Here is a 23,338-nt window from a genome sequence, read left to right on the forward strand (position 1 = left end):
GTCTCCCGTGGAGTGCTCCCATGCCTGTCCAAGCCTTGTTCAAACCTTTCCAGCTCGGTGCACTGCAACTGTCGACCCGTGTGGTTATGGCGCCAATGACCCGTTCGTTTTCGCCGGGTGGCGTGCCCAACTCCAAGGTCATCGAGTACTACCGTCGCCGAGCGGCGGCGGGCGTGGGCTTGATCATCACCGAAGGCACCGTGGTCGGTCACCAGGCTTCCAACGGCTACCCGAATGTTCCGCATTTTTACGGTGAAGCCGCGTTGGCCGGCTGGAAGAAAGTGGTCGACGCCGTGCATGCCGAAGGTGGCAAGATCGTTCCGCAGTTGTGGCACGTGGGTAGTGTGCGGCGTATCGGCACCGAGCCCGATGCCAGCGTGCCGGCCTACGGGCCGATGGAAAAACTCAAGGATGGCACGGTGGTTGTCCATGGCATGACTACCCAGGACATCAAGGACGTCATCAACGCCTTCGCCCAAGCGGCCAAGGACGCCCAACGCATCGGCATGGACGGCGTGGAAATCCACGGTGCCCACGGCTACCTGGTGGATCAGTTCTTCTGGGAAGGCAGCAACCAGCGTACCGATGAATACGGTGGCAGCCTGGCCAATCGCTCGCGTTTTGCCATCGAGTTGATCCAGGCCACCCGCGCCGCCGTCGGCCCTGACTTCCCGATCATCTTCCGGTTTTCCCAGTGGAAGCAGCAGGACTACACCGCGCGGCTGGTGCAAACCCCCGAGGCGCTGGGTGAGTTTCTAAAGCCGCTGTCCGACGCCGGGGTGGATATTTTCCACTGCTCCACGCGTCGTTTCTGGGAGCCTGAGTTCGAAGGTTCCGAGCTCAACCTGGCCGGCTGGACTCGCCAGCTCACCGGCAAGCCGACCATCACCGTGGGCAGCGTCGGCCTGGATGGCGAGTTCCTGCAGTTCATGGTCAACACCGACAAGGTTGCACAACCGGCCAGCCTGGAAAAACTGCTGGAGCGCCTGAACAACGACGAATTCGACCTGGTTGCCGTGGGCCGTGCGCTGCTGGTGGACCCGGAGTGGGCGGTGAAGGTGCGTGAAGGCCGTGAGGGCGACATCCTGCCGTTCAGTCGTGAGGCGTTGACGACCCTGGTGTAAGGGGCGACAGGGCGGGCACCGGGTGCCCGTCCTTGCACACCCCGCGTAACTGACGCTCGAACTGCTCGATAATCGCCGGCCAGCCCTGGCGACTGGCATGCTGGCGCGCATTCAAGCGGGCTCTGCGCAACGTCTCACGCTCCTCCAGCAGCCAGATGGCGGCATCGCAAAACGCATTTTCATCCCCCGGCATCGCCAAGGCACCGCTGTAGCCATGGCGGAGATGCTGGCTTGCGGCTGCCTGGTCGTAGGCCACCACTCCAAGGCCGGAAGCCATGGCTTCGAGCACCACGTTGCCGAAGGTTTCGGTCAGGCTGGGGAACAGAAACAGATCCCCGGAAGCGTAATACTTTGCCAGCTCTTCGCCGCGCTGGGTGCCGCAGAATGCCGCCTCCGGCAACTCGCGCTCCAATAGCGCGCGTTGTGGGCCGTCGCCGACGATGATCAGATTCATGCGCCGTTGCGGGTATGTCGCCTGCAACGCATCAAAGCAGCGCTTGAGCACGCCGAGGTTCTTCTCCTGAGCCAGGCGCCCCACGTGCAGCACGCCAATGTCGTCGTTTCCCAGGCCCCAGCTGTCACGCAAGGCGTTGTCACGCTTGGCCGGGTGGAACAACTGACTGTCGACCCCGCGGGACAGCATCCCCAGCCGTTCGAAATGTCGGCGCTCCAGCTCCAGGCGCTGGCTGGCGCTGGGTACCAGGGTCAGGGTGGAGCGGTTATGAAACCAGCGCAGGTAATGCGTGACCATACGGCTCAACAGGCTCAAGCCGTACCGGTTGGAGTATTGCTGGAAATTGGTGTGAAAACCGCTGACTACGCTGATTCCCAAGCGGCGTGCCGCGCGCAGGGCCGACAGCCCCAGCGGCCCTTCCGTGGCGATGTACAGCACGTCCGGACGTTGCCGTGTCCAGCGTCGCAGCAGCTTGTGCATCGACGACTGGCCCCATTGCAGGCCCGGATAACCCGGCAGCGGCCAGCCACGGCACAGCAGCAAGTTGTCATCACTCGGACGGCTTTGGTCAGTGCCCTGGCGCGGGCGCACCAGTTCGACCTGATGGCCGCGCGCGCGCAAACCGTCGCACAGGCGGCCAAGGGTATTGGCCACCCCGTTGATTTCTGGCGGGAAGGTTTCGGTAATCAGGGTGATGTGAAGCGAAGCTGTCGTCATGGCTCACAGTGTCACTGTGGGCCATGTCGTCATTGTGTCATCCAGATGATGGATTTATGACTTGATGGCCTTTGGCGCCGCCATCGCCTCGGCCCCCTGCTCACGCACCCAGAACAACGTCGCGCCCGCTACCGCCGCCGGCATCATCAGCAGGTTGACCACCGGCACCAGCAGCACCAGGTAAACAATCCCGCCGAAACTCATGCTCTGCCAGCGTTTCTGGCGCAGCCACGCGAGCATCTCGTTCCAGCCCAGTTTGTGGTTGTCGGCCGGGTAGTCGATGTATTGGATCGCCATCATCCACACGCCGAACAGCAGCCACAACGGCGCAGCGATCAGGTTCACCACCGGGATGAACGACAGGATAAACAGGCCGATGGCCCGCGGCAGAAAGTAGCCCAACTTGCGCATTTCGCGGGCGAGGGTGCGTGGCACCATGGCGATCAACTCGCCCCAACTGAAGGCCGGGAAGTCATCGGTTCCACGCACCACCACTTCGACCTTCTCCGAGAGAAAGCCATTGAACGGCGCAGCAATGATATTGGCGAGCATGGTGAAGGTGAAAAACACCATCAGCACCACCAGCACTACAAACAATGGCCACAGCAGGTAATTCAAAAAGCTCAGCCAACTGGGGAGCGTCGGCATCAAATGATCGACCCACAGGCTGAACTGATGCCCGGCGAAGTAGATCAGGCCGACGAACAGCACGATATTGATCACCAGCGGCAGCAGCACGAACAGACGCAAGCCTGGGCTGAGGACCAATTTAAGACCTTCGCGCAGGTATTGCGGGCCGGAAAGAGCAGGGGCGGGCATGGCGAACTCCGAGCAGGATAACGAACGCGCCGACCTTACCGGCTTTGCATTCAAGGTGAAAGCCGCGACATCAACGGTAACAAAGGCGTCGATCAGCCGCGCTGACTGCATAGAGACCGCCTATGAGCTGGATTGTTATTCCGTATTTCCTTAATCTTGCCCCCCTCTATACGCTTCACCCATTATTTTTCAGGATCTGCGAGTTAAAGCCTTCCCCAAGTGCTTCGCGGTCCTTTTTTATTCCCGCCGTCTTGTGGTCCGGACGGTCGATAGGAGCGAGTCATGTCTGATACCCGTCATTCGCGAGTGATTATTCTCGGTTCCGGCCCCGCCGGTTACAGCGCTGCCGTCTACGCTGCGCGGGCCAACCTCAAGCCGCTGCTGATCACCGGCATGCAGGCAGGCGGTCAGTTGACCACCACCACTGAAGTCGACAACTGGCCGGGCGACGTGCACGGTCTGACCGGCCCGGTGCTGATGGAGCGTATGAAAGAGCACGCCGAGCGCTTTGAAACCGAGATCGTGTTTGACCATATCAACAAGGTCGATTTCTCGAAAAAACCGTACAGCCTGACCGGCGACAGCGGCGTCTACACCTGTGACGCGCTGATCATCGCTACAGGCGCAAGCGCTCGTTACCTGGGCCTGCCGTCCGAAGAAGCGTTCATGGGCAAGGGCGTTTCCGCTTGCGCAACATGCGACGGTTTCTTCTACCGCAACAAGCCTGTCGCCGTGGTCGGGGGTGGCAACACCGCCGTGGAAGAGGCGCTTTACCTGGCCAACATCGCCAGCACCGTGACCCTGGTTCACCGCCGCGAGACTTTCCGCGCCGAGAAGATTCTGATCGACAAGCTGCACGCCCGCGTCGCTGAAGGCAAAATCATCCTCAAGCTCAATGCCACTCTGGATGAAGTCCTGGGCGACAACATGGGCGTGACCGGTGCGCGTCTGAAGAACAACGATGGCAGCTTCGACGAACTGAAAGTCGACGGCGTGTTCATCGCCATCGGCCATACCCCGAACACGTCGCTGTTCGAAGGCGTGCTGGAAGCCAAAGACGGTTATCTGGTGGTGCAGGGCGGCCGTGAAGGCAATGCGACCGCGACCAACATCGAAGGTATCTTCGCTGCTGGCGACGTGGCAGACCACGTGTACCGTCAGGCCATCACCTCGGCCGGCGCTGGTTGCATGGCGGCCCTGGATGCCGAGCGTTACCTCGACGGTTTGAAGGACGCTTCGTTCTAACCCGTTGATTCAAAAAAACCGGCGAAAGCCGGTTTTTTTATGCCTGTGATCCAGCCAGCACCACGAAACAAATGTGGGGTTGGCGATGAAATCAACGGCGTTTCAGAGGCTGTTCAGCAAATTTCACGGCGGCCAACCCATGGGCAATCAATGCACGAATGTTGCCATGGTCACTGCCGTCCGGAGTGTCCACTACCGACCGGTAATGCTCACCAAACGCCAGCAACGCTTCCCGATCACTCAGCCCTTCCAGCAGCGCCAAACCCAGGGTCTTGCACGATCCTTCGTTTTGCCCGGCGGCGTTTTCCGCGCTGCCGTTCGTGAAGGCTTGTGGCTGGTAGTCGTAACCGGCCGCGATAAACGCGAGGGTGTCGGCAAACAGGTGTCCGCCGCTGTTGAGGCTGGCGCGCAGGGTGTTCAAATCAGTCATGGGGTTTTCCTTTGGCGAACGCCGCCTGTTGATCGGCGCTGGCTTCTTTCTGGTATTGGGCTTTCCACTCGGCGTATGGCATGCCGTACACCACTTCACGGGCGTCATCGAGGCTCAGCGCGATCTGGCGCTCGTCGGCCTCGGCCTTGTACCACTTGGACAAGCAGTTACGGCAGAAACCGGCGAGGTTCATCAGGTCGATGTTCTGCACATCCTTGCGGCTGTCCAGGTGCGCCACCAGCCGGCGGAAGGCGGCGGCTTCGAGTTCGAGGCGTTGTTGATCGGTCATGTGGGGGGCTCTTTGAGACAGCTTCCAGCGGGTGAGCTTCAAGCTGCAAGTTGGAATAGGTGTGGCTTGCCGCTAGCGGCTTGCCGCGAGCGTTATCGAAACCGACTCGGCAAATCGCAGCGCATGGGGCTTGTCCACCTCGACTTCGGCGTACAGCACCGACTCATTGCTCATCACCAGGTCCAACAGTTCCTGGGTCAGGCGTTCGAGCAAGGCAAAGCGGTTGCCTTCCACGTGGGCAATGATCGCCTTGGTGATGGTGCGGTAGTTCAGCGCGTGGTCGATATCGTTGTCACGCACCGCTTCCTGAGCGGCATACAGGATGCTCAGGTTGATCAGCACGTCCTGCTTGTTGAGGATTTCGTCCTCATTGATGCCGATATAGGTGCGCAGGCACAGGTCCTTGACCCGGATGCGCGCCATGCCTGGTTGAAGTTGTGACATTGCTACTTGCTCCGTCCAATCAGTTGCAGGAACTCCATGCGCGTGGTGTTCGATTCGCGGAAGGCGCCGAGCATCACCGAGGTGTTCATGGTTGAATTCTGTTTTTCCACGCCGCGCATCATCATGCACATGTGCTTGGCCTCGATCACCACCGCCACACCGGCGGCCTGGGTCACTTGCTGGATAGCGTCGGCGATCTGCCGCGTGAGGTTCTCCTGGATCTGCAGGCGCCGGGCGAACATGTCGACGATGCGTGCCAGCTTCGACAGGCCCAACACCTTGCCGGTCGGAATATAGGCCACATGGGCCTTGCCGATAAAGGGCAGCAGGTGGTGTTCGCACAGCGAGTACAACTCGATGTCCTGGAGGATCACCATCTCGTCATTGTCTGAGGCAAACAACGCGCCATTGATGATGGTATCCAGGTCCTGCTCGTAGCCATGACACAGGTACTGCATGGCTTTGGCGGCGCGCTGGGGAGTGTCGAGCAGGCCTTCGCGCTCCGGGTCTTCACCCAAGCCCTTGAGAATTTCGCGGTAATGGTGGGGCAGGGATAAAGTCATACAACATCCTCGCAAACGGCTTACTTGATGTGCCGCCCGCCGTTGACGGTCAGGGTGGTACCGGTGACATAGGGGTTATCCAGCAGGTAACGCACGCTCTGGTAGATCACCTCGGGCCCGGGTTCGATGCCCAATGCCGATTTGGCCAAGACTTTGGCTCGGTAGGCTGCGTCGTCGCCTTCGTTGAACATCACCATCGCAGGTGCGATGCCGTTGACCTTGATCAGCGGCGCAAACTGCGCGGCAAACGACAGCGTCAGGCTGTCGAGTCCGGCCTTGGTTGCGCAATAAGCGATGTGCTGGCGGCTGCCCTTGCGCACCACATCGTCGCTGATGTGCACGATGTCGGCAGGTGTCGAGCGTTGGAGCAAAGGTGAACAATGCAGGTTGATCAGGTAGGGCGCAAGCATGTGCACGCTGAACATGTCAGTGAATGCGCGGCTTTCGTCGCCGGGGGTTTCCGCGACCCAGGCCGAGGCGTTGTGGATGATTGCGCGCAGGCTTTGGGTATGGGTGTGCATTTCAGCGATAAACGCCAGGATTCCGGTTTCGCTGGAGAAATCTGCAAACACGCCGACCGCACCCCGTTCGCGCAAGGCCTGCACGCCGGGGCGTTCGCTGCGGTAGCTGAAAATGACCGACTGGCCCTCATCCAGCAGGCGTTGGGCGCAATGCAGGCCAACACGCTGGCCGGCGCCGGTGATCAAAATCGGGGCGTTCGTTACAGTCATGGGAGGCTCGCGTCGCTGGCAGGCGCAAATCATACCAGCGACGGGCCGCCCCTGTATCACGCAGCCGCTTCGGTAGCCTCGCGCGGCGTGGGGGCCGGATGCAGCCAGTTCGCCAGCAGGTGAGTCGACAGCGGGATAAACAGGTAAACCATCAGCGGCGTCAGGGCCAGCGTGCTGACCAGCACGCGAGGCAGCAGGTCCAGCTCATTGAGCAGCGGACCCAATACAAAGTTGAACAGCAGTGAGACGGGGAAGAATGCCAGCCAGATCGCGACCGCCTGTTTCCAGCGCGGCGGACGCGCACCCACGGCGCCAAACCAGCCATCGATGCCGCGTACGCGGTGCTCGGACGGGTCGGCAAACAGGTCGCTGCCACGGCTCAGCCAGGTACTGCGGGAAGCGGAAAACTCCCAGGCATGCAGGGTCTTTTCATCGGCGAAGCGGAAAATGATCTGGAACTCATCATCGTCCGGCGGCGGAGCGAGTACGCCGGAACCCAGGTAACCGGGAAAGTCCGTGGCCAATTGCTCGCCTTCGCGCAGCCAGGCCATCAGTTCTTCGTAGCGCCCTTTGGCGACGCGGCGCGCAACCATCAAGGTAACGGGAGAGGTAGACATTGTGTATCTCCAAATATTCGGGTGCGCTGGACCGGGTAGGCGGCGCACAAACACAGCGACGGGGTAGTGCCGCTATGTAAAAACAGGCAAGGATTATTCCTGTTTTGCCGCAATACGCCAGCGGCATTGGTCCGAAAAGCCAGGCGCTTGAAAAGGACAGGCTTAAAGGCGTTAAATGGGCGCCCAGTCACCGTTGGTTTTTTGCCCTCAAATGCCCGTGATCACTGCTCCCGTTGATAGTCTTTCGCATCTGGATACCGCCGATTCCGGTGTGCTTTTCCCCATCCGTGAAGTCTCGAGACTGACAGGCGTTAACCCGGTCACCCTGCGTGCCTGGGAGCGGCGTTATGGTCTGATTCAGCCCATGCGCACCGAAAGCGGGCACCGTCTCTATTCCAAAACGGATATCGAGACCGTCAATCGTATTCTCGACTGGATCGAGCGCGGCGTGGCGGTGAGTAAGGTGGGCAAGATTCTCGCGCGTGACGCTCAGCAGGCCGAAGCCATTCGCGCTGAGCGGGACACGATTGAAGAGGGCGAGTGGTCGCGATGGCGAGTCCTTCTGATGCAGAGCGTCAGCGCCTTTGACGACCGTCAACTGGAGCGCCTCTACGGCCAGATTGTTGCGAGCTATCCCCCAAGCGTGGCGTTCCAGAATGTTCTGATGCCCTTGTGGGGTGAACTCGGGCGCCATCAAGGGCGTTTCGGCCAGGCCAGTGAGTGGCTGTTTTTCGATGCCTTCATGCGCGCGCATACCCTGCTTCGCCTGCAGCTCGCGACGGTGTCAGCGGCACCGAGGGTTCTATTGGCGGCCATGCCCGGCGAGTGCCGCACATTGGAGTTGCTGGTCGCGGCGCTGTTGCTCAGTCGTGAGGACCTGGCCGTGAAAGTGCTGGGCATGGGCCAGCCGTTTGATGAATTGACCCTGGTGTGTGAGAAATTCCGCCCTCAAGCGTTGGTGGTTTTTTCCAACCATTCACACAAGTATGAACTGGTCGGGCGCCTTAACCGTCTGGCGCAGACCCTGGATTGCCCGCTGTTTATTGCCGGTGCCGCGTCGGACCTGGCGGAGGAAGACCTGGCGGGTTCCGCCGTCGGCTGCCTGGGCAGTGAAGGACGTTTGATGCAGCGCCGTTTGCAGCAGTTTCTCAGCGGCAGCCTGGATACCTGATATCAGGCATGTATCTGCGGATGCGCCAAGCGGTGCTGATGCAGGATGAACTGGCGCAGACGTTCGGTTTCGTCTGCATCGCCCTGGCTCAGCCGGTAGGCAAACAACCCTCGGGCGGTTTCCCGCTCAAAGCTACCGCGCAGCGCAATGCGTTCATACCCGGACGGGCTGAACCACAGGGAAAAGGTTTTCGGCGGTTTGACCCGGCCGCGGATCTCCACCAGCACCCCCTTGAATGACACTTCGTGCACCCATAGCGCACCGGGATTGCCCCGCACGTTCTCCAGTGCCACCGGCATTTCCAATGCCAGGCGCCACGGCCGGATCATCGGCCCGTCTTCAAAAATAGTTGGCACCCCCAAACGCAGATGCACGGCATTGAACTCATCCTCGACCAGATGCAGAGGAAAAGTCAGTTGCTGGTTGTCGAATTGGGCCTGGATCGTAACCTGGTCGTGGGCGGCCAACCGGGTGAGCAAGTCGCGAATCTGTGCGCCCCCATTGACCGTCAGGCTCGACGAAGCATCCCGCAGGTTGAGTTGCGGGTTGTGCTGCATGCTCTGGATGAAATCCAGCTCATCTTGGGTCAGGAGCGTATTGCGTTGCATCGCGGTTGCTCGTAGAAGGGTACTAAAGTGCCATCATTATCCGCGTTAATGACCACGGATCCTAAATTTTGTTAGATCCGCTCGTCGTCTTAAGCGCGGCCAGCTCGCTTTTGACCTGCGCCAACTCGTTTTCCAGCTGGGCGACACGCTGCTGGGCCTTGACCTGAAGCGTCACGTCTTTTTGTACACCGACAAAATACGTCTGCTTGTCGGCGTCGTTGTACACCGTTGAAAGTGACAGTTCGTTCCAAAAGTGGCTGCCGTCTTTGCGGTAGTTACGCAGGATTTCGCGGCACGAACCCCCACTGTCCAAGGCCTCTCGAATCGCCATCAGTGCCGGCTGATCACGGTCACCCGACTGCAGGAAACGGCAATCCTGATAGAGGATGTCATCCAGCGTATAGCCGGTCAGCCGTTCGAAGGCTGGGTTAACGTAAATCAGCGGCTTGTCTCTACCTTCGCGCTCGGCGACCACAATGCCGTCGTTGGAAGCGTTGATGACCATTTGCATCAGCTTGGCGTTAATCATTGCGCGGTCCTTGGCTTGATTTGAAATTGGCAGTTTATTGCAACTGCTGAATCTTGCACGGCGCGCCCCGAAATATTTGCACCGCTGTTAATATCCCAGGCTTTGGCTCAACTACAGGATCAGATTGATGAAAGTCGCCATCCTCTCCGGCTCGGTGTACGGCACGGCTGAAGAAGTCGCTCGCCACGCTGAAAAAGAACTCAAAGCCGCCGGTTTCGACGCCTGGCATAACCCGCGCGCCACCCTGGCGGACGTGCAGGCCTTCGCTCCAGAGGCTTTTTTGGCCGTGACCTCCACCACTGGCATGGGTGAACTGCCCGACAACCTGCAACCGCTGTATTCGACGCTGCGCGACCAGTTGCCCGCGGCGTTTCGCGGCCTGCCGGGTGCGGTGATCGGCCTGGGCGACGCCAGCTACGGCGATACCTTCTGCGGTGGCGGCGAGCAGATGCGCGAGCTGTTCGGCGAACTGGGCGTACATGAGGTGCTGCCGATGCTGCGCCTTGATGCCAGCGAAAGCGTTACCCCGGAAACCGATGCCGAGCCATGGCTTGCGGACTTGATTAACGCGCTGCGCGGTTGAGCGCAAACTCTCGCCTCCACGCCAGATCGTCCCCGCGCACGTACTCGAGTGCCGTGCGCCGCGGGCCCACTGCTGCCTTTCGTCCCGCTCACCGAGTCGCCCGGTTTGCGGGCGCAGCAGGCCTTTATTGGCGGCACTTCTCTGACGCCGATTCAAGCGACTTAAACTATCCTCACAGCTGACCCGTTCGGTCATCAAGCTGGCTGCGAAGGCGACTCCTTCAGCCACGGCGCCTGACTAGACTGGCCCTTCACCGGAAAAAAATAATAAGAACTGTGCCAAGGAGTTCGTTGCCGTGAGCCTAGCCCCTGTCGTATCGCCACAGAGTGTCAAAGACCAGGTCAGCGTTGCCGAGTGGCAAGCCCGTGTCGACCTGGCGGCCTGTTACCGCCTGGTGGCACTGCATGGGTGGGACGACCTGATTTTTACCCATATCTCAGCCAAGGTGCCGGGCACCGATGACTTCCTGATTAACCCGTACGGGTTGATGTTCCACGAGATCACCGCCTCGAGTCTGGTCAAGGTCGATCAGGCCGGCAACAAGCTGATGGACAGCCCTTACGAGATCAACCCCGCGGGCTACACCATCCACAGCGCCATCCATGAAGTGCGACACGACGTGAACTGCGTGCTGCACACCCATACCGCCTCCGGTGTTGCGGTGGCGGCGCAAAAGCAAGGCGTCTTGCCGATCAGTCAGCAATCGATTTTCGTCCTGTCGAGCCTGGCCTATCACGCCTATGAAGGTGTGGCCCTGAACCACGAAGAGAAGGCGCGCCTGCAGGCCGACCTGGGCGACAACAATTTCCTGATGCTGCACAACCATGGCCTGCTCACCTGCGGTGGCACCATCGCCGATACCTTCCTGATGATGTTCATCTTCCAGCGTGCCTGCGATATCCAGGTGTTGGCGCAAAACGGCGGTGCTGAACTGATTCCCATCGGGCCGCAGATCCTGTCGGGCGCCAAGGCCATGGTCGCGGCGGTGACAAAAAGTGCTCAAGGCATGGGGGGCGCGCTGGCCTGGCCGGCGTTGCTACGTAAGTTGGATGCTCAAGACCTTGGGTATAAAACCTGATGCCACTCTCCGAGATCCCGCTTCGAGCCTGGCGCAAGCGTGGCCAGAGTTTCGACTTTCGCGGCCACACCATCCGCTATTGGGTGGCGGGGCAGGGCGAGCCGTTGCTGCTGATCCACGGATTCCCCACCGCCAGTTGGGACTGGCACTACCTGTGGCAGCCGCTGGCCCAGCATCACCAAGTCATCGCCTGCGACATGCTCGGGTTCGGCGATTCGGCCAAGCCGTTGGATCACGGTTATTGCCTGGTGGAGCAAGCGGATTTGCAACAAGCGTTGCTCGAACACCTGCGCCTTGACCAGCCGGTGCATGTGCTGGCCCATGACTACGGTGACAGCGTCGCCCAGGAGCTGTTGGCGCGTCACTATGAGGGGCGGTTTCAGATGGCCAGTTGCGTGTTTCTCAACGGCGGGCTGTTTCCCGAAACCCATCGCCCGGCGCTGGTGCAAAAACTGCTGCTCAGCCCGCTGGGCTGGATGATTGGCCGCGCCTTTGGACGCAGTGCCCTGGCGGATAGTTTTGCGCAGATCTTCGGCCCCGACACCCGTCCCAGCGAAAGCGCCCTGGATGACTTCTGGAGCCTGATCAACTGCAACGATGGCACGCGCATCCTTCACAAATTGATCGCCTATGTGCCCCAGCGTCGGCGCCTGCGTGACCGCTGGGTGGCGGCGATGCAACAGGGTGAGGTGCCGCTGCGCTTGATCAACGGTGAGGTCGACCCGATCTCCGGCGTACACATGGTGGAGCGCTACCACCAGTTGGTGCTCCATGCCGACAGCGTGCTGCTGGCCAATATCGGCCACTACCCGCAGATCGAGGCGCCGGTGCAGGTGCTCAAGCATTACCAGGCGTTTCGCGATCGCCTTCGTCACGTTGCGCCGCGAGCGGCTTATTCCTGAGCGCGAGGATCATCCCCCAGCCTTATCGAGCACCATTCAGCCTTGGCCGACTTTATTGTGACCAACGGCTGGGTACCGGACACTCGACCCCATTCCCATCGTCGCCCTTGGAGTTCGGTATGAGTGAGTCAGTGCAGTTTAAGGATAAGGTCGTGATCGTCACCGGTGCCGGCGGCGGATTGGGCCGTGCCCATGCGCTGTTGTTCGCCAGGCACGGGGCCAAGGTATTGGTCAACGATCTCGGCGGATCTACCCAGGGCGAAGGCGCCAATGCGTCGGCGGCCGACCGTGTGGTAGGCGAGATTCGCGACGCGGGCGGTATCGCCGAGGCCAACCATGACTCTGTCACCGACGGTGACAAAGTTGTGCAGCACGCACTCGACGCGTTTGGCCGCATCGACGTGGTGGTCAACAACGCCGGCATTCTGCGCGACAAGACCTTCCACAAAATGGACGACAGTGACTGGGACCTGGTTTACCGGGTGCACGTCGAAGGCGCGTACAAAGTCACCCGTGCCGCCTGGCCGCATTTACGCGAGCAGGGTTACGGGCGGGTGATTTTCACGGCCTCCACGTCGGGTATCTACGGCAACTTCGGCCAGTCCAACTACGGCATGGCCAAGCTCGGCCTGTACGGCTTGACTCGCACCCTGGCGCTGGAAGGGCGCAAGAACAACATCCTGGTCAACGCCATTGCCCCCACCGGCGGTACGCGCATGACCGAAGGTCTGATCCCGCCGCAAGTGTTCGAGCGCCTCAAGCCGGAGCTGGTCAGTCCGCTGGTGGTGTACCTGGGCAGTGAAGCGTGCCAGGAAACCTCGGGGCTGTTTGAAGTGGGCGGTGGCTGGATCGGCAAGAACCGCTGGGAACGCAGCCTGGGCGTGGGCTTTGACCCCGAGGCCGGTTTCTCGCCTGACGATGTGGCCGCGCATTGGCAACAGATTTGCGACTTCGACGGCGCGGCTCACCCCAAGGACAACATTGAGGCCTTGAAAGAGATGATGGCCAATTTGCAGAAATACAGCCTGTGATCGTTGCCTGAACACCGTTGAATCCAATGGGGCGCTAAGAGCGCCCCGTTTTATTTTCGGCATAAAAAAGGCCGCTGCAAACGCAGCGGCCGAAGTCAGACGTTGGATCAAGGAGCGACAAATCAACGTCAGTGAACACCGGTAACAGATTGAAAAAAATCATCAATCCGTTTGAGTCTCGCTTGTCTTCCGGTTGTGGAAGCGGGCGATTTGCCCTGAAAGCCCGGCAAGAATAGCCGCTTGTAACAAGATGAGTAATAGCCGTTCAAGACAAGGACTGTTACCGATACGGCAACAGTCACCACCGGCGTCATCCATTCTCCTGATAAGCCGCTATCCAGCCCATGCATGCCGGCGCCCACACCCCGGCCAGAGCGGCCGGTAATCCTTTTGAGCGACAGCACGAATCCCTCCTTGGTGCGCTTATCGCTCCCGGTGCGCGGCAGTAGGGTGGGGCCTTCTGTCACTCACCGGGGAAGACGCATGACAAAAACAACAATGCGCGCCATCTTCACGCCACAGGCGCTGGCCGCTGCGGTTGCCTTGGGTTGCTGTGCCCAGGCACAGGCTGTTTCGTTCAACATTGGCGAGATCGAAGGGCAATTCGATTCGTCGTTGTCGGTGGGCTCCAGTTGGGGCCTGCGCGATGCCGACAAAAGTCTGGTCGGCACCGTCAACGGCGGCACGGGCCAGGCTTCCACGGGGGATGACGGACGCCTGAACTTCAAGAAGGGCGAGACCTTCTCCAAGATCTTCAAGGGCCTGCACGACCTTGAACTCAAGTACGGCGACACCGGTGTGTTCGTGCGTGGCAAGTATTGGTACGACTTCGAACTCAAGGACGAAGACCGCGAGTTCAAGCAGATCAGCGACCACAACCGCAAGGAAGGCGCCAAGTCCAGCGGCGCGCAGATCCTCGATGCGTTTGTCTACCACAACTACTCCCTGGGCGACCTGCCGGGCACCGTGCGCGCCGGTAAGCAGGTGGTCAGTTGGGGCGAAAGTACCTTCATCGGCAACTCCATCAACAGCATCAACCCGATTGACGTGTCGGCGTTCCGCCGGCCGGGTGCCGAGATCAAGGAAGGCCTGATCCCGGTGAACATGCTGTTCGCTTCACAAAGCCTGACCAACCAACTGACGGTGGAAGGGTTCTACCAGTTGGAATGGGACCAGACCGTGCTGGACAACTGCGGCACCTTCTTTGGCGGTGATGTGGCGGCGGATGGTTGTACCGGTAATTACACGGTGGGCAGTCCGGCGATTGCGCCGCTGCAACCGATTGCGGCCGCACGCGGCCAAGGCTTCGTGGTGACCCGCGAAGGGGTGGTGGTGCAGCGGGCCGGTGACCGTGATGCACGGGATTCGGGCCAGTTCGGCGCGGCGCTGCGCTGGTTGGGTGATGACACTGAGTACGGCCTGTACTTCATGAATTACCACAGCCGTACCCCGACCGTGGGCACGATTACCGCCAACACCAACCTGGCGACCATCGGCGCGATTGGCGCCGCCGCGCCGACGGGTTTCGGGGGCGCCCTGGCCCAAAGCACCATGCTCGGTCGCGGGCAGTACTACCTCGACTACCCGGAAGACATCCGCCTGTTCGGCGCGAGTTTCTCCACGACCTTGCCCACCGGCACGGCGTGGACCGGGGAAATCAGCTACCGGCCCAATGCGCCTGTGCAGCTCAATACCACCGACCTGACCCTGGCGCTGGTCAACCCGATCGCCAACCAAACCGCGTCGCCCATCCGCAGCAATTTCGGCAGCGACAACAAAGGCTACCGCCGCAAGGAAATCACCCAGATCCAAAGCACCATGACCCAATTCTTCGACCAGGTATTGGGCGCCGAACGCCTGACGCTGGTGGGTGAAGCGGCGGTGGTGCACGTGGCCGGCCTGGAAGACAAATCCAAGCTGCGTTACGGCCGCGACTCGGTGTACGGCGCCTACGGTTTCCAGGGCGACACCGACGGTTTCGTCACCTCCACCTCGTGGGGCTACCGCGCGCGGGCGATTCTTGACTACAACAACGCGATTGCCGGGGTGAACCTCAAGCCCAACCTGTCCTGGTCCCATGACGTGGCCGGCTATGGCCCCAACGGGATCTTCAACAAGGGTGCCAAGGCCATCAGCGTCGGCGTGGACGCGGACTACCGCAGCACCTACACCGCCAGCCTCAGCTACACCGACTTTTTTGGCGGCGACTACAACACCCTGACCGACCGCGACTTCCTCGCCCTCAGCTTCGGCGTGAACTTCTGATTTGGCTTAAAGAAGGACAAGAACCTATGCGTAAGACAATTGCAGTGTTGGCCCTGAGTTTGCTGGCCGCCCATGTGATGGCGGCGGTGTCGCCGGAAGAAGCGGCCAAACTTGGCACCACCCTCACGCCGGTCGGCGCCGAAAAAGCCGGCAACGCGGATGGCTCGATTCCGGCCTGGACCGGCGGCATCCCGAAAAACGCCGGCGCGGTGGACAGCAAAGGCTTCCTGGCCGACCCGTTCGCCAATGAAAAACCGCTGTTCGTGATCACCGCGGCCACCGTCGACAAGTACAAGGACAAGCTCTCCGACGGCCAGGTGGCGATGTTCAAACGCTACCCCGAGACCTACAAGATCCCGGTGTACCCGAGCCACCGCACGGTCAACCTGCCGGCGGACATCTACGAGTCGATCAAGCGCAGCGCACTGAACGTCAAGGCGATCAATGACGGCAACGGCCTGGAAAACTTCACCGGTAACCGCTATTACGCGTTCCCGATTCCAAAAAATGGCGTGGAGGTGCTGTGGAACCACATCACCCGTTACCACGGTGGCAACCTGCGCCGCATCATCACCCAGGCCACCCCGCAGACCAACGGCAGCTACACGCCGATCCGCTTCGAAGAAGAGGTGGCAGTGCCCCAGGCCATCCCGGATATCGACCCGGCGAAGGCGGCCAACGTGCTGAGTTACTTCAAGCAATCGGTCACCGCCCCGGCTCGCCTGGCCGGTAACGTGCTGCTGGTGCATGAAACCCTCGACCAGGTCAAAGAACCGCGCCTGGCCTGGATCTACAACGCCGGCCAGCGCCGTGTGCGCCGTGCGCCGCAGGTGTCCTATGACGGACCGGGCACTGCGTCCGACGGCCTGCGTACCACCGACAACTTCGACATGTTCTCCGGCGCCCCCGACCGCTACGACTGGAAGCTGGTGGGCAAAAAAGAGATGTATATCCCCTACAACAGCTACAAGCTCGATTCGCCGAGCCTCAAGTACGACGACATCATCAAGGCTGGCCACATCAACCAGGACCTGACCCGTTACGAACTGCACCGCGTGTGGGAAGTGGTCGGCACGGTCAAGCCGAGCGAGCGGCACATCTACGCCAAGCGCCACATGTACATCGACGAAGACAGCTGGCAAGTCGCGCTGGTGGATCACTACGACGGCCGTGGCCAGCTGTGGCGTGTCGCCGAAGGCCATGCGCAGTTCTACTACGACCACCAGGTGCCGGCCTACACCGTCGAAACCCTGTACGACCTGATTGCCGGGCGCTATATCGCGCTGGGGATGAAGAACGAGGAGAAGAGCAGCTTCGTGTTCGGTTTTGCAGCCAAGGCGGCGGACTACACGCCGGCGGCCTTGCGGGCTGAGGGCGTGCGCTGATCCATAGGTAATAGGCTGCACAGGTAAGAGCGGGCTTGCTCGCGCATGCGCTGGATCAGTCGAAGCGTTCAATGACTGATACTGCGCATTCGCGAGTCAGGCCCGTTTCTACATTCGGTTTTATGCATGGCCTTCAATCACCCCGCTGAATACTTCTTCAACAACCGCCGGCCACAGGACTAGGGTACGCATCAGGTTGCATAACAATAAGAACGCAGGATGCAGCAATGACTGCCATGACACGCTGCCTGGACCGTCCTGGATTCATGCCTCGGCTGTCCGCCCATCACCTGCTGCGCCCACGCCTGGCCGAGCCTCTGCTGGCGGCCCCGGTGCGCGTCAAGTTGCTGTGCGCGCCCGGCGGCAGTGGCAAGAGTGCGCTGCTCGCCGAGTGCGCGCTGCAGGCGCCGATGGGTTGCCAGGTGTACTGGCTGGCGCTCAATGGCGCAGCGCTCAGTCCCGTCGACCTGTGCGAGCGTCTGGCGCAAAACCTGGGTTTGCCGTTCACCGATGAAGCCGCGCTGTTGCTGGAACTCAGCCGCTGGCAAAGCCCGGCGTGGCTGTTTCTCGATGACTTTTGCCGCCAGCCCGCCGCCGACACCGACGCCTTGCTCGATCGCCTGCTCACCGTCAGCAGCCCCGCGCTGACCTGGTGGCTGGGGGCGCGGCGTCGCCCGCTGTGCAACTGGCCACGCCTGCTGCTCGACGATGAGTTGTTCGAATGCGGCGCCGAACTGGCGTTCAGTCCGGCCGAAGTCCAGCAACTGCTCAGCCATGCGCCGGGACCGTCGCTCGACAGCGTGCTGCAGTTCAGCGCCGGCTGGTGCGCCGGTGTGCGCATTGCTTTGCTCGGCGACGGCCACCCCGACAAAACCCTGCTCGATTACCTGCAACACGAACTGTTCAGCACATTGGCGCCGGAGTTGGCCGACGCCTGGCGCGTGCTGGCCCACCTGCCGCGTTTCAATGTAGGTCTGTGCGAGCATCTGTTCGGCGCCGGTGACGGTGACCAGTACCTGCGGGACCTGCAGGCCCTCGGTGCGTTTATCCAACCGTGGGAACACACCGACTGGTTGCAGGTTTTTCCGCCCCTGGCGCAGTTGATGCGTGACACACCCTGGCCGTCCAAGCGCTCGTGGCACCGGCGCGCCTGCCAGTGGTTTTGCGCCGAGCAGGACTGGCAGGCGGCGTTCGAGCAGGCGCTGTTGGCCGAAGAATACGAAGTGGCGGTGAGCCTGTTGCAGCACTTCAGTTTTGAAGACCTGTTCCGCCAGCAAAACGCGGCGCTGCTGTTGCGCCTGCATGAACAACACGGCGATGAGTTGATGCTCGGCTCGGCGCAACTGGTGGGGCTGGTGACGGCGGCGTTATTGTTTGCCGGGCGCTTCGAGCAGGCGGCGGTGTGCATCGACCAACTGGCGCGGTTTGCCCCGCAACCCACGGCGGCGCAGCAGCGTCACTTGCTGGCGCGTTGGCAGGCGCAGTGGGGCTGGTTGCTGCACTTGAGTGGCGATGCCGAACGCTCGCGCGTGCATTTTTTTGAAGCACTGCACGCCTTGCCGGACAGCGCCTGGACCTCGCGTCTGATGTGCCTGTCCGGGCTGACCCAGCAAGCGTTGCTGCGCGGTGAGTTGGACGTGGCCCAACGCCTGAGCCGCGAAGCGTTGTGCCTGGCCCGCGCCCATGGTTCGTTGCTGCTGGAGGCCTTGCTGGAGTTGGATCACGCCCAATTACTGGAGCAGCGCGGCGCGCCTTACCGGGCCCAAAGCCTGCTGGAAGGGGTGCAGTCGATGTTGCTGGAACAGCGCCTTGATGCGGGGCCGCTGGTGGGGCGCATCGCCCTCCGGCGCGGCCATCTGGCGCTGCGTCAGGGGCAGGACGGTTTGGCCGCCGAGTGTTTCGAGTCGGGTATGAAAATGTGCCTGCACAGCCAGGACAAACGCGTGCTGTATGGGTATCTCGGCCTGGCGCTGCTGGCCGCCAACCGCGGCGATTATGCCCAGGCGTTTGTCCAACTGCGCGAGGCCGAGCGGCTGATGCAGCAACGCCAGGTGCCGGACACGGTGTACCGCGCGGTGCTGTTGTTGGTCAGCGGGCATTTCTGGTTGCAGCAAGGCCGCGCCGAGTTGACCGTCGAAGCGGTGCGCCGTGTGCTGCGCCACTTCCGTGGGCCCCAGGCCAAGCAGGCACCGCCGGCCACGCTGGAGCTGATCCCGCGCCTGGAATACCTGCTGGTGCTGGCGGAGGTGAAACTGGGGTGTGCCGATCAGCCGCTGGAGCAGCTCAGTGTTTTGCTGGAGGCCACCCAAAGGCGTGGCATGCTCTGCCTGGAAACCGAACTGCACTTGGTGCTCGGCGAAGTCGCCTGGCAAGTAGGCGACCCCGCCTTGGCGCGCCGCTCGCTGCAACACGGGCTGGAACTGGCCGAGCGTTGTCAGGTGCAGCAAGCGATTCGCGAGCTGCGTTTACGTTCGCCAGGGCTGTTGAGTGAGCTGGGGATGGAGCCCCAGGCGAGCCCATCCGGCGTCGTGGACAACCCCTTGAGCCAGCGCGAACTGGAAGTGCTGCAGTTGATCGCGCTGGGCAGCTCCAACCTGGAAATCGCCGACCGGCTGTTTATTTCATTGCACACGGTCAAGACCCACGCGCGGCGCATCCACAGCAAGCTCGGTGTGGAGCGGCGCACGCAAGCGGTGGCCAAGGCCAAGACCCTGGGCCTGATGGTTTAGAGGAAGGCCTGTCGGTAGTCGCCGGGCGTCGCGTCCATGGCCTGGCGGAAACGGTGGGTGAAGTGGCTGGCGCTGGAGAAGCCGCAGCGCAACGCGATTTCGCCCAGAGGCAGCGCGCTGCTGCGCAACAGCTGCTGCGCGCGGGTCAGGCGGCGCGCCAGCAAGTACTGATGGGGCGGCAGGCCGAAGCTTTGGCGGAACATCCGCGCGAAGTGGTATTCCGACAGCGCGCACATTGCGGCCAGTTGCCCAAGGCTGATCGGCTCTTCCAGGTGCTGGTCGATGTAGTCCACCAGTAACCGGCGCTGGTACGCCGCCAACCCTCCTTTCAAGCGCAGGCCTTCGCGGGCGCCGACCTGGCTGAGCAACGTGTGGCTGAGCAGTTCATGGGCCAGGCTGCTGGTCAGCAAGCGTTCGGCGGGCTCATCCCAGTTGAGGGCGATTAATTGGCGAAAACGTCGGGCCTGGCCGGCGTCTTCAAGGAAAGTACTTTCGCGCAGCGCCAGGGTGCGCGGTTCGCGGTCGAGCAGGGTGACGCAGCCGAGGGCGAATTGCTCCGGGCTGAAATACACATGAGCCAGGCGGATCTCACCGTTGATCACCCACGCTGACTGATGCTCGGCCGGCAGGATGCATAACTTGTCGGGGCCACCCTTGGTGCCGGGCTGGTCTCGCCGAAACGTGCCGGTGCCGCCGCCGATGTAGCAGGACAAGGTGTGATGGCCGGGGGCCTGGTAGTCCTGGGCATCGTGATGGTTGTTCCACAAGGCCGCGGACAAGCCGTCACCGAGCTCGGCGCAGGCTTCAAGGCGTGCGTGGGGCGAGCGGTTAAGGGCTTGAAAAACGTGCAGGGATTCCAGGTCTGGCATGGTCAGTACTCGTTGACGCCTTGCATCCTACTCTGCACGGTTGGCGCTGTGATCCCGTCGCCCGACAAAAGCGCAAGAATGTGCAAGAGCCTCGCGCGGTTCGAGGGCGACACTGTGGCTCAACCGATGGAGCCCGCGATGAATCTTTTCCTGTATTTGCTCACCGTCCTGATCTGGGGCACCACCTGGATCGCCCTCAAATGGCAGTTGGGCGTGGTGGCGATTCCTGTGTCCATCGTCTATCGCTTCGGCCTGGCGGCGTTGGTGCTGTTTGTAGTGCTGTTGCTCAGTCGCAGGCTGCAAGTGATGAACCGGCGCGGACACCTGATCTGCCTGGCGCAAGGGTTGTGCCTGTTCTGCGTCAACTTCATGTGCTTTTTGACTGCCAGCCAATGGATCCCCAGCGGCCTGGTGGCGGTGGTGTTTTCCACGGCCACGCTGTGGAACGCGCTGAATGCTCGGGTGTTTTTTGGTCAGCGGGTGGCACGCAACGTGTTGATGGGCGGCGCGTTGGGTCTGGCGGGCCTGGGCTTGTTGTTCTGGCCGGAGCTGGTGGGGCACACCGCCAGCCCGCAGACCCTGCTCGGCCTGGGCCTGGCGTTGCTGGGGACGATGTGTTTCTCGGCGGGCAATATGCTCTCGAGCCTGCAACAGAAGGCCGGGCTCAAGCCGCTGACCACCAATGCCTGGGGCATGGCGTATGGCGCGGCCATGCTGGCGACCTATTGCGCGGTGCGGGGGATCCCCTTCGACATGGACTGGAGTGCGCGGTATATCGGCGCCCTGTGGTACCTGGTGATCCCGGGGTCAGTGATTGGCTTTACCGCGTATTTGACCCTGGTTGGCCGCATGGGGCCGGAACGGGCGGCCTATTGCACGGTGTTGTTCCCGGTGGTGGCGCTGAACGTGTCGGCGTTTGCCGAGGGCTACCAATGGACCGCGCCGGCGTTGGCGGGGTTGGTGCTGGTGATGTTGGGCAATGTGTTGGTGTTTCGTAAGCCTAAGGTGGCCAGGCCGGCGAGTCCGATGCTTCAGGCAAAGCAGGTCTAGTGGGGAAGGGGCGTGCGGCCTCCCACATTTACCCCCGCGATTTTATCCCCAAGCGCTTGGCCATCCGCCCTAGGTTGGCGCGGTCCAGGCCCAGTTCGCGGGCGGCGCCGGCCCAGTTGTTCCGGTGGCGTTCCAGGCAGGCGCTGATCACCTGGCGCTGATAATGCTCGGTGGCCTGGCGCAGGTCGCCGGTGATCGGCGCTGTTTGAGTCGGCTCTTCAATCGTCGGTGTGCTGACAGCCGGCAGGTCCAGGTCATGGGCACTCAGGCTGAGAATCTTCGGGCGCTCACGACAGTTGCCCAACGCCTTGAGCGCGCTGCGCCCGATCAAATGCTCAAGCTCGCGCACATTGCCCGGCCAGTTATAAGCCAGCAACGCTGCCTGGGCATCGCTGCTCAGACGCAGGCTGCCCAGGCCCATGCGTGAGCGGTTTTGCTCGAGGAAGAAGCCCGCCAGCAGCAACACGTCCCGCCCGCGCTCGCGCAGCGCCGGCACTTGCAATGGGTACACGCTCAGGCGGTGGTAGAAGTCGGCGCGGTAGCGGCCATTGCGCACTTCATCGGCGAGGTCGCGGTTGGTGGCGGCGATCAGACGGACGTCCACCTGGTGTTCCTTGTCCGAGCCCAGGCGCTGCAACTGACCGCTTTGCAGCACGCGCAATAGCTTGGCTTGCACGGTCAGGGAGAGCTCGCCCACTTCATCCAGGAACAACGTGCCGCCATTGGCCAGTTCGAACTTGCCTCGGCGCTCGTTCAGCGCGCCGGTAAAGGCGCCGCGCACATGGCCGAACAGCTCGCTTTCTACCAGCGTTTCCGGCAGGGCGGCGCAGTTGAGGCTGATCAGCGGTTTGTCCGCCCGAGCTGACGCCGCGTGGATCGCCTGGGCCACCAGCTCTTTACCCACCCCGGTTTCGCCGGTGATCAGCACGGTGAGGTCGCTGCCGCCCACCAGTTTGATTTCTTCAACGAGGCGCTTGTGGGTTTTACTCTGACCGATCATTTCCCGGTGCTGCTGGCCGCTGGCCTGGCGGTAGATCTCGGCGCGCTGGTGTTCGTCTTCGGCGCGTAACGCCAGGCGCTCGATGCGTTGGGCCACGTTGACGGTAGCGGCGGCGAGGCTGGCGAAGGCTTGCAGGGCATCGAGTTCAACCCGCTCGAAACGCTCGGTGTCCAGCGCGTCAAGGGTCAGCAGGCCCCAGGGCTGGTCCTCGACGAACAGCGGGCAGCCCATGCAATCGTGCACCTCAAGGTGGCCGTTCAGGCCATCGACCAGGCCGTCGTAGGGGTCGGGCAGTTCGCTGTCGCTGTCGAAGCGCGTCGGGCCGGGGCTGCTAAGCAGCACCGCGAAGCGTGGGTGTTCACTGACCTTGAAACGTCGGCCCAGGGTGTCGGCGCTCAAACCATCGACGGCCAGCGGCACCAGCCAGTCTCCGTCCAGGCGCAATAGGGCGGCGGCGTCGCATGGCAGCAGGGCACGCATGGCGTGCAGCAGGCGGCGGTACCGCTCGCCCTCGGGCAGGTCACGGGACAGGTCGGCGACCAGAGGCAGCAGGGTGGTGAGCAGCGATTGCGCAGTCATAATGACTCCTTGTAGTCCTTATGACTATAAAGTGTAGGAAGTCATACTGACTACAATATATTTAACTTATTGAAATATAAGAATTTCTAAGTTGGCATGAATACTGAGTAGCTAAGGGTAATCAGT

General features: G+C 61.6%; 25 protein-coding genes. 12 read left to right on the top strand and 13 right to left on the bottom strand.

Annotation, left to right across the window (positions count from 1 at the left end):
* Nucleotides 1-20: 20 nt before the first annotated feature.
* Nucleotides 21-1,124, top strand: a complete 1,104-nt coding sequence (locus tag KZX66_RS23660) for an NADH:flavin oxidoreductase (RefSeq protein WP_248083660.1) — start codon at nucleotides 21-23, stop codon at nucleotides 1,122-1,124.
* Here the strand turns inward: KZX66_RS23660 and KZX66_RS23665 are convergent.
* Nucleotides 1,093-2,295: a glycosyltransferase family 1 protein gene (locus KZX66_RS23665; protein ID WP_248083661.1), complete on the bottom strand. Its 1,203-nt coding sequence runs from the start codon at nucleotides 2,293-2,295 to the stop codon at nucleotides 1,093-1,095. The two genes, KZX66_RS23660 and KZX66_RS23665, sit on opposite strands and share 32 nt — an antisense overlap.
* 54 nt (nucleotides 2,296-2,349) lie before the next feature.
* Nucleotides 2,350-3,114 carry a sulfate transporter CysZ gene (gene cysZ, locus KZX66_RS23670; RefSeq protein WP_248083662.1) on the bottom strand — a complete coding sequence of 255 codons (765 nt, stop codon included), beginning with the start codon at nucleotides 3,112-3,114 and terminating at the stop codon, nucleotides 2,350-2,352.
* Here cysZ and KZX66_RS23675 point away from each other — a divergent pair.
* A complete protein-coding gene (locus KZX66_RS23675) occupies nucleotides 3,113-3,268 on the top strand; it encodes a hypothetical protein (RefSeq protein WP_248083663.1) in 156 nt (51 codons plus the stop codon). The genes cysZ and KZX66_RS23675 overlap by 2 nt on opposite strands.
* A gap of 128 nt (nucleotides 3,269-3,396) precedes the next feature.
* On the top strand, nucleotides 3,397-4,359 hold the full coding sequence (trxB, locus tag KZX66_RS23680) for a thioredoxin-disulfide reductase (protein ID WP_003194076.1): 963 nt from the start codon (nucleotides 3,397-3,399) through the stop codon (nucleotides 4,357-4,359).
* A 91-nt stretch (nucleotides 4,360-4,450) separates the two neighbouring features.
* On the opposite strand, the gene KZX66_RS23685 is transcribed toward trxB, so the two are convergent.
* The 6 genes from KZX66_RS23685 to KZX66_RS23710 form a co-directional block, all read right to left on the bottom strand.
* A complete protein-coding gene (locus KZX66_RS23685; RefSeq protein ID WP_248083664.1) occupies nucleotides 4,451-4,789 on the bottom strand; it encodes a HopJ type III effector protein in 339 nt (112 codons plus the stop codon).
* Entirely contained in the window at nucleotides 4,782-5,078 is a 297-nt protein-coding gene (locus KZX66_RS23690) for a DUF1244 domain-containing protein (RefSeq protein WP_248083665.1), read from the bottom strand. The genes KZX66_RS23685 and KZX66_RS23690 overlap by 8 nt, the downstream gene beginning before the upstream one ends.
* A gap of 72 nt (nucleotides 5,079-5,150) precedes the next feature.
* The gene (gene folX / locus KZX66_RS23695) at nucleotides 5,151-5,522 is read right to left on the bottom strand and encodes a dihydroneopterin triphosphate 2'-epimerase (protein WP_248083666.1); all 372 of its coding nucleotides are present in this window, start codon (nucleotides 5,520-5,522) and stop codon (nucleotides 5,151-5,153) included.
* A gap of 2 nt (nucleotides 5,523-5,524) precedes the next feature.
* Nucleotides 5,525-6,085, bottom strand: coding sequence for a GTP cyclohydrolase I FolE (folE, locus tag KZX66_RS23700; protein WP_248083667.1), 561 nt, complete (start codon nucleotides 6,083-6,085; stop codon nucleotides 5,525-5,527).
* 20 nt (nucleotides 6,086-6,105) lie between these two features.
* Nucleotides 6,106-6,816: a dihydromonapterin reductase gene (gene folM, locus KZX66_RS23705; RefSeq protein ID WP_248083668.1), complete on the bottom strand. Its 711-nt coding sequence runs from the start codon at nucleotides 6,814-6,816 to the stop codon at nucleotides 6,106-6,108.
* 56 nt (nucleotides 6,817-6,872) lie between these two features.
* Entirely contained in the window at nucleotides 6,873-7,433 is a 561-nt protein-coding gene (locus KZX66_RS23710) for an antibiotic biosynthesis monooxygenase (protein WP_248083669.1), read from the bottom strand.
* Between the two features lie 211 nt (nucleotides 7,434-7,644).
* Here KZX66_RS23710 and KZX66_RS23715 point away from each other — a divergent pair, with 211 nt between their 5' ends.
* Nucleotides 7,645-8,604 (top strand): MerR family transcriptional regulator, encoded by a 960-nt coding sequence (locus tag KZX66_RS23715; RefSeq protein WP_248083670.1) that lies wholly within the window; start codon nucleotides 7,645-7,647, stop codon nucleotides 8,602-8,604.
* 2 nt (nucleotides 8,605-8,606) lie between these two features.
* On the opposite strand, the gene KZX66_RS23720 is transcribed toward KZX66_RS23715, so the two are convergent.
* Entirely contained in the window at nucleotides 8,607-9,212 is a 606-nt protein-coding gene (locus KZX66_RS23720; protein ID WP_248083671.1) for a hypothetical protein, read from the bottom strand.
* Between the two features lie 61 nt (nucleotides 9,213-9,273).
* Complete coding sequence (locus KZX66_RS23725) at nucleotides 9,274-9,741, bottom strand: PAS domain-containing protein (RefSeq protein WP_248083672.1); 468 nt, start codon at nucleotides 9,739-9,741, stop codon at nucleotides 9,274-9,276.
* Between the two features lie 127 nt (nucleotides 9,742-9,868).
* On the opposite strand from KZX66_RS23725, the gene KZX66_RS23730 reads away from it, so the two are divergent.
* From KZX66_RS23730 to KZX66_RS23745, 4 genes are all read left to right on the top strand, one after another.
* Nucleotides 9,869-10,324 carry a flavodoxin gene (locus KZX66_RS23730; protein WP_248083673.1) on the top strand — a complete coding sequence of 152 codons (456 nt, stop codon included), beginning with the start codon at nucleotides 9,869-9,871 and terminating at the stop codon, nucleotides 10,322-10,324.
* 295 nt (nucleotides 10,325-10,619) lie between these two features.
* The gene (locus tag KZX66_RS23735; protein WP_248083674.1) at nucleotides 10,620-11,402 is read left to right on the top strand and encodes a class II aldolase/adducin family protein; all 783 of its coding nucleotides are present in this window, start codon (nucleotides 10,620-10,622) and stop codon (nucleotides 11,400-11,402) included.
* Nucleotides 11,402-12,304, top strand: coding sequence for an alpha/beta fold hydrolase (locus tag KZX66_RS23740; RefSeq protein WP_248083675.1), 903 nt, complete (start codon nucleotides 11,402-11,404; stop codon nucleotides 12,302-12,304). The genes KZX66_RS23735 and KZX66_RS23740 overlap by 1 nt, the downstream gene beginning before the upstream one ends.
* 119 nt (nucleotides 12,305-12,423) lie before the next feature.
* A complete protein-coding gene (locus tag KZX66_RS23745) occupies nucleotides 12,424-13,335 on the top strand; it encodes an SDR family oxidoreductase (RefSeq protein WP_248083676.1) in 912 nt (303 codons plus the stop codon).
* Nucleotides 13,336-13,463: 128 nt separating this feature from the next.
* Here the strand turns inward: KZX66_RS23745 and KZX66_RS23750 are convergent, their stop codons facing one another.
* Entirely contained in the window at nucleotides 13,464-13,739 is a 276-nt protein-coding gene (locus KZX66_RS23750) for a hypothetical protein (protein WP_248083677.1), read from the bottom strand.
* A gap of 79 nt (nucleotides 13,740-13,818) precedes the next feature.
* Here KZX66_RS23750 and KZX66_RS23755 point away from each other — a divergent pair, with 79 nt between their 5' ends.
* The 3 genes from KZX66_RS23755 (at nucleotide 13,819) to KZX66_RS23765 (ending at nucleotide 19,714) form a co-directional block, all read left to right on the top strand.
* Complete coding sequence (locus KZX66_RS23755) at nucleotides 13,819-15,600, top strand: DUF1302 domain-containing protein (protein ID WP_248083678.1); 1,782 nt, start codon at nucleotides 13,819-13,821, stop codon at nucleotides 15,598-15,600.
* Between the two features lie 26 nt (nucleotides 15,601-15,626).
* Nucleotides 15,627-16,985, top strand: a complete 1,359-nt coding sequence (locus KZX66_RS23760; RefSeq protein ID WP_248083679.1) for a DUF1329 domain-containing protein — start codon at nucleotides 15,627-15,629, stop codon at nucleotides 16,983-16,985.
* A 227-nt stretch (nucleotides 16,986-17,212) separates the two neighbouring features.
* Nucleotides 17,213-19,714 carry a LuxR C-terminal-related transcriptional regulator gene (locus KZX66_RS23765; RefSeq protein WP_248083680.1) on the top strand — a complete coding sequence of 834 codons (2,502 nt, stop codon included), beginning with the start codon at nucleotides 17,213-17,215 and terminating at the stop codon, nucleotides 19,712-19,714.
* On the opposite strand, the gene KZX66_RS23770 is transcribed toward KZX66_RS23765, so the two are convergent.
* Nucleotides 19,711-20,583, bottom strand: a complete 873-nt coding sequence (locus KZX66_RS23770) for an AraC family transcriptional regulator (RefSeq protein WP_248083681.1) — start codon at nucleotides 20,581-20,583, stop codon at nucleotides 19,711-19,713. The two genes, KZX66_RS23765 and KZX66_RS23770, sit on opposite strands and share 4 nt — an antisense overlap.
* Nucleotides 20,584-20,721: 138 nt before the next feature.
* Between KZX66_RS23770 and KZX66_RS23775 the strand changes: the two genes are divergently transcribed.
* Nucleotides 20,722-21,633 (top strand): DMT family transporter, encoded by a 912-nt coding sequence (locus tag KZX66_RS23775; RefSeq protein ID WP_248083682.1) that lies wholly within the window; start codon nucleotides 20,722-20,724, stop codon nucleotides 21,631-21,633.
* 28 nt (nucleotides 21,634-21,661) lie between these two features.
* Here the strand turns inward: KZX66_RS23775 and norR are convergent, their stop codons facing one another.
* Nucleotides 21,662-23,212 carry a nitric oxide reductase transcriptional regulator NorR gene (gene norR, locus KZX66_RS23780; protein ID WP_248083683.1) on the bottom strand — a complete coding sequence of 517 codons (1,551 nt, stop codon included), beginning with the start codon at nucleotides 23,210-23,212 and terminating at the stop codon, nucleotides 21,662-21,664.
* Nucleotides 23,213-23,338 lie beyond the last annotated feature (126 nt).

The sequence above is a fragment of the Pseudomonas sp. EYE_354 genome (assembly GCF_023148575.1).
GTDB lineage: Bacteria > Pseudomonadota > Gammaproteobacteria > Pseudomonadales > Pseudomonadaceae > Aquipseudomonas.

Coding starts and splice junctions, on each gene's coding strand:
- KZX66_RS23745 (WP_248083676.1), top strand. CDS start 12,424: ATGAGTGAGTCAGTGCAGTTTAAGGATAAGGTCGTGATCGTCACCGGT.
- KZX66_RS23775 (WP_248083682.1), top strand. CDS start 20,722: ATGAATCTTTTCCTGTATTTGCTCACCGTCCTGATCTGGGGCACCACC.
- norR (WP_248083683.1), bottom strand. CDS start 23,212: ATGACTGCGCAATCGCTGCTCACCACCCTGCTGCCTCTGGTCGCCGAC.
- cysZ (WP_248083662.1), bottom strand. CDS start 3,114: ATGCCCGCCCCTGCTCTTTCCGGCCCGCAATACCTGCGCGAAGGTCTT.
- folE (WP_248083667.1), bottom strand. CDS start 6,085: ATGACTTTATCCCTGCCCCACCATTACCGCGAAATTCTCAAGGGCTTG.
- KZX66_RS23675 (WP_248083663.1), top strand. CDS start 3,113: ATGGCGAACTCCGAGCAGGATAACGAACGCGCCGACCTTACCGGCTTT.
- KZX66_RS23765 (WP_248083680.1), top strand. CDS start 17,213: ATGACTGCCATGACACGCTGCCTGGACCGTCCTGGATTCATGCCTCGG.
- KZX66_RS23730 (WP_248083673.1), top strand. CDS start 9,869: ATGAAAGTCGCCATCCTCTCCGGCTCGGTGTACGGCACGGCTGAAGAA.
- KZX66_RS23665 (WP_248083661.1), bottom strand. CDS start 2,295: ATGACGACAGCTTCGCTTCACATCACCCTGATTACCGAAACCTTCCCG.
- folX (WP_248083666.1), bottom strand. CDS start 5,522: ATGTCACAACTTCAACCAGGCATGGCGCGCATCCGGGTCAAGGACCTG.
- KZX66_RS23685 (WP_248083664.1), bottom strand. CDS start 4,789: ATGACTGATTTGAACACCCTGCGCGCCAGCCTCAACAGCGGCGGACAC.
- KZX66_RS23770 (WP_248083681.1), bottom strand. CDS start 20,583: ATGCCAGACCTGGAATCCCTGCACGTTTTTCAAGCCCTTAACCGCTCG.
- KZX66_RS23720 (WP_248083671.1), bottom strand. CDS start 9,212: ATGCAACGCAATACGCTCCTGACCCAAGATGAGCTGGATTTCATCCAG.
- KZX66_RS23740 (WP_248083675.1), top strand. CDS start 11,402: ATGCCACTCTCCGAGATCCCGCTTCGAGCCTGGCGCAAGCGTGGCCAG.
- KZX66_RS23760 (WP_248083679.1), top strand. CDS start 15,627: ATGCGTAAGACAATTGCAGTGTTGGCCCTGAGTTTGCTGGCCGCCCAT.
- KZX66_RS23690 (WP_248083665.1), bottom strand. CDS start 5,078: ATGACCGATCAACAACGCCTCGAACTCGAAGCCGCCGCCTTCCGCCGG.
- folM (WP_248083668.1), bottom strand. CDS start 6,816: ATGACTGTAACGAACGCCCCGATTTTGATCACCGGCGCCGGCCAGCGT.
- KZX66_RS23725 (WP_248083672.1), bottom strand. CDS start 9,741: ATGATTAACGCCAAGCTGATGCAAATGGTCATCAACGCTTCCAACGAC.
- KZX66_RS23755 (WP_248083678.1), top strand. CDS start 13,819: ATGACAAAAACAACAATGCGCGCCATCTTCACGCCACAGGCGCTGGCC.
- KZX66_RS23660 (WP_248083660.1), top strand. CDS start 21: ATGCCTGTCCAAGCCTTGTTCAAACCTTTCCAGCTCGGTGCACTGCAA.
- trxB (WP_003194076.1), top strand. CDS start 3,397: ATGTCTGATACCCGTCATTCGCGAGTGATTATTCTCGGTTCCGGCCCC.
- KZX66_RS23710 (WP_248083669.1), bottom strand. CDS start 7,433: ATGTCTACCTCTCCCGTTACCTTGATGGTTGCGCGCCGCGTCGCCAAA.
- KZX66_RS23715 (WP_248083670.1), top strand. CDS start 7,645: ATGCCCGTGATCACTGCTCCCGTTGATAGTCTTTCGCATCTGGATACC.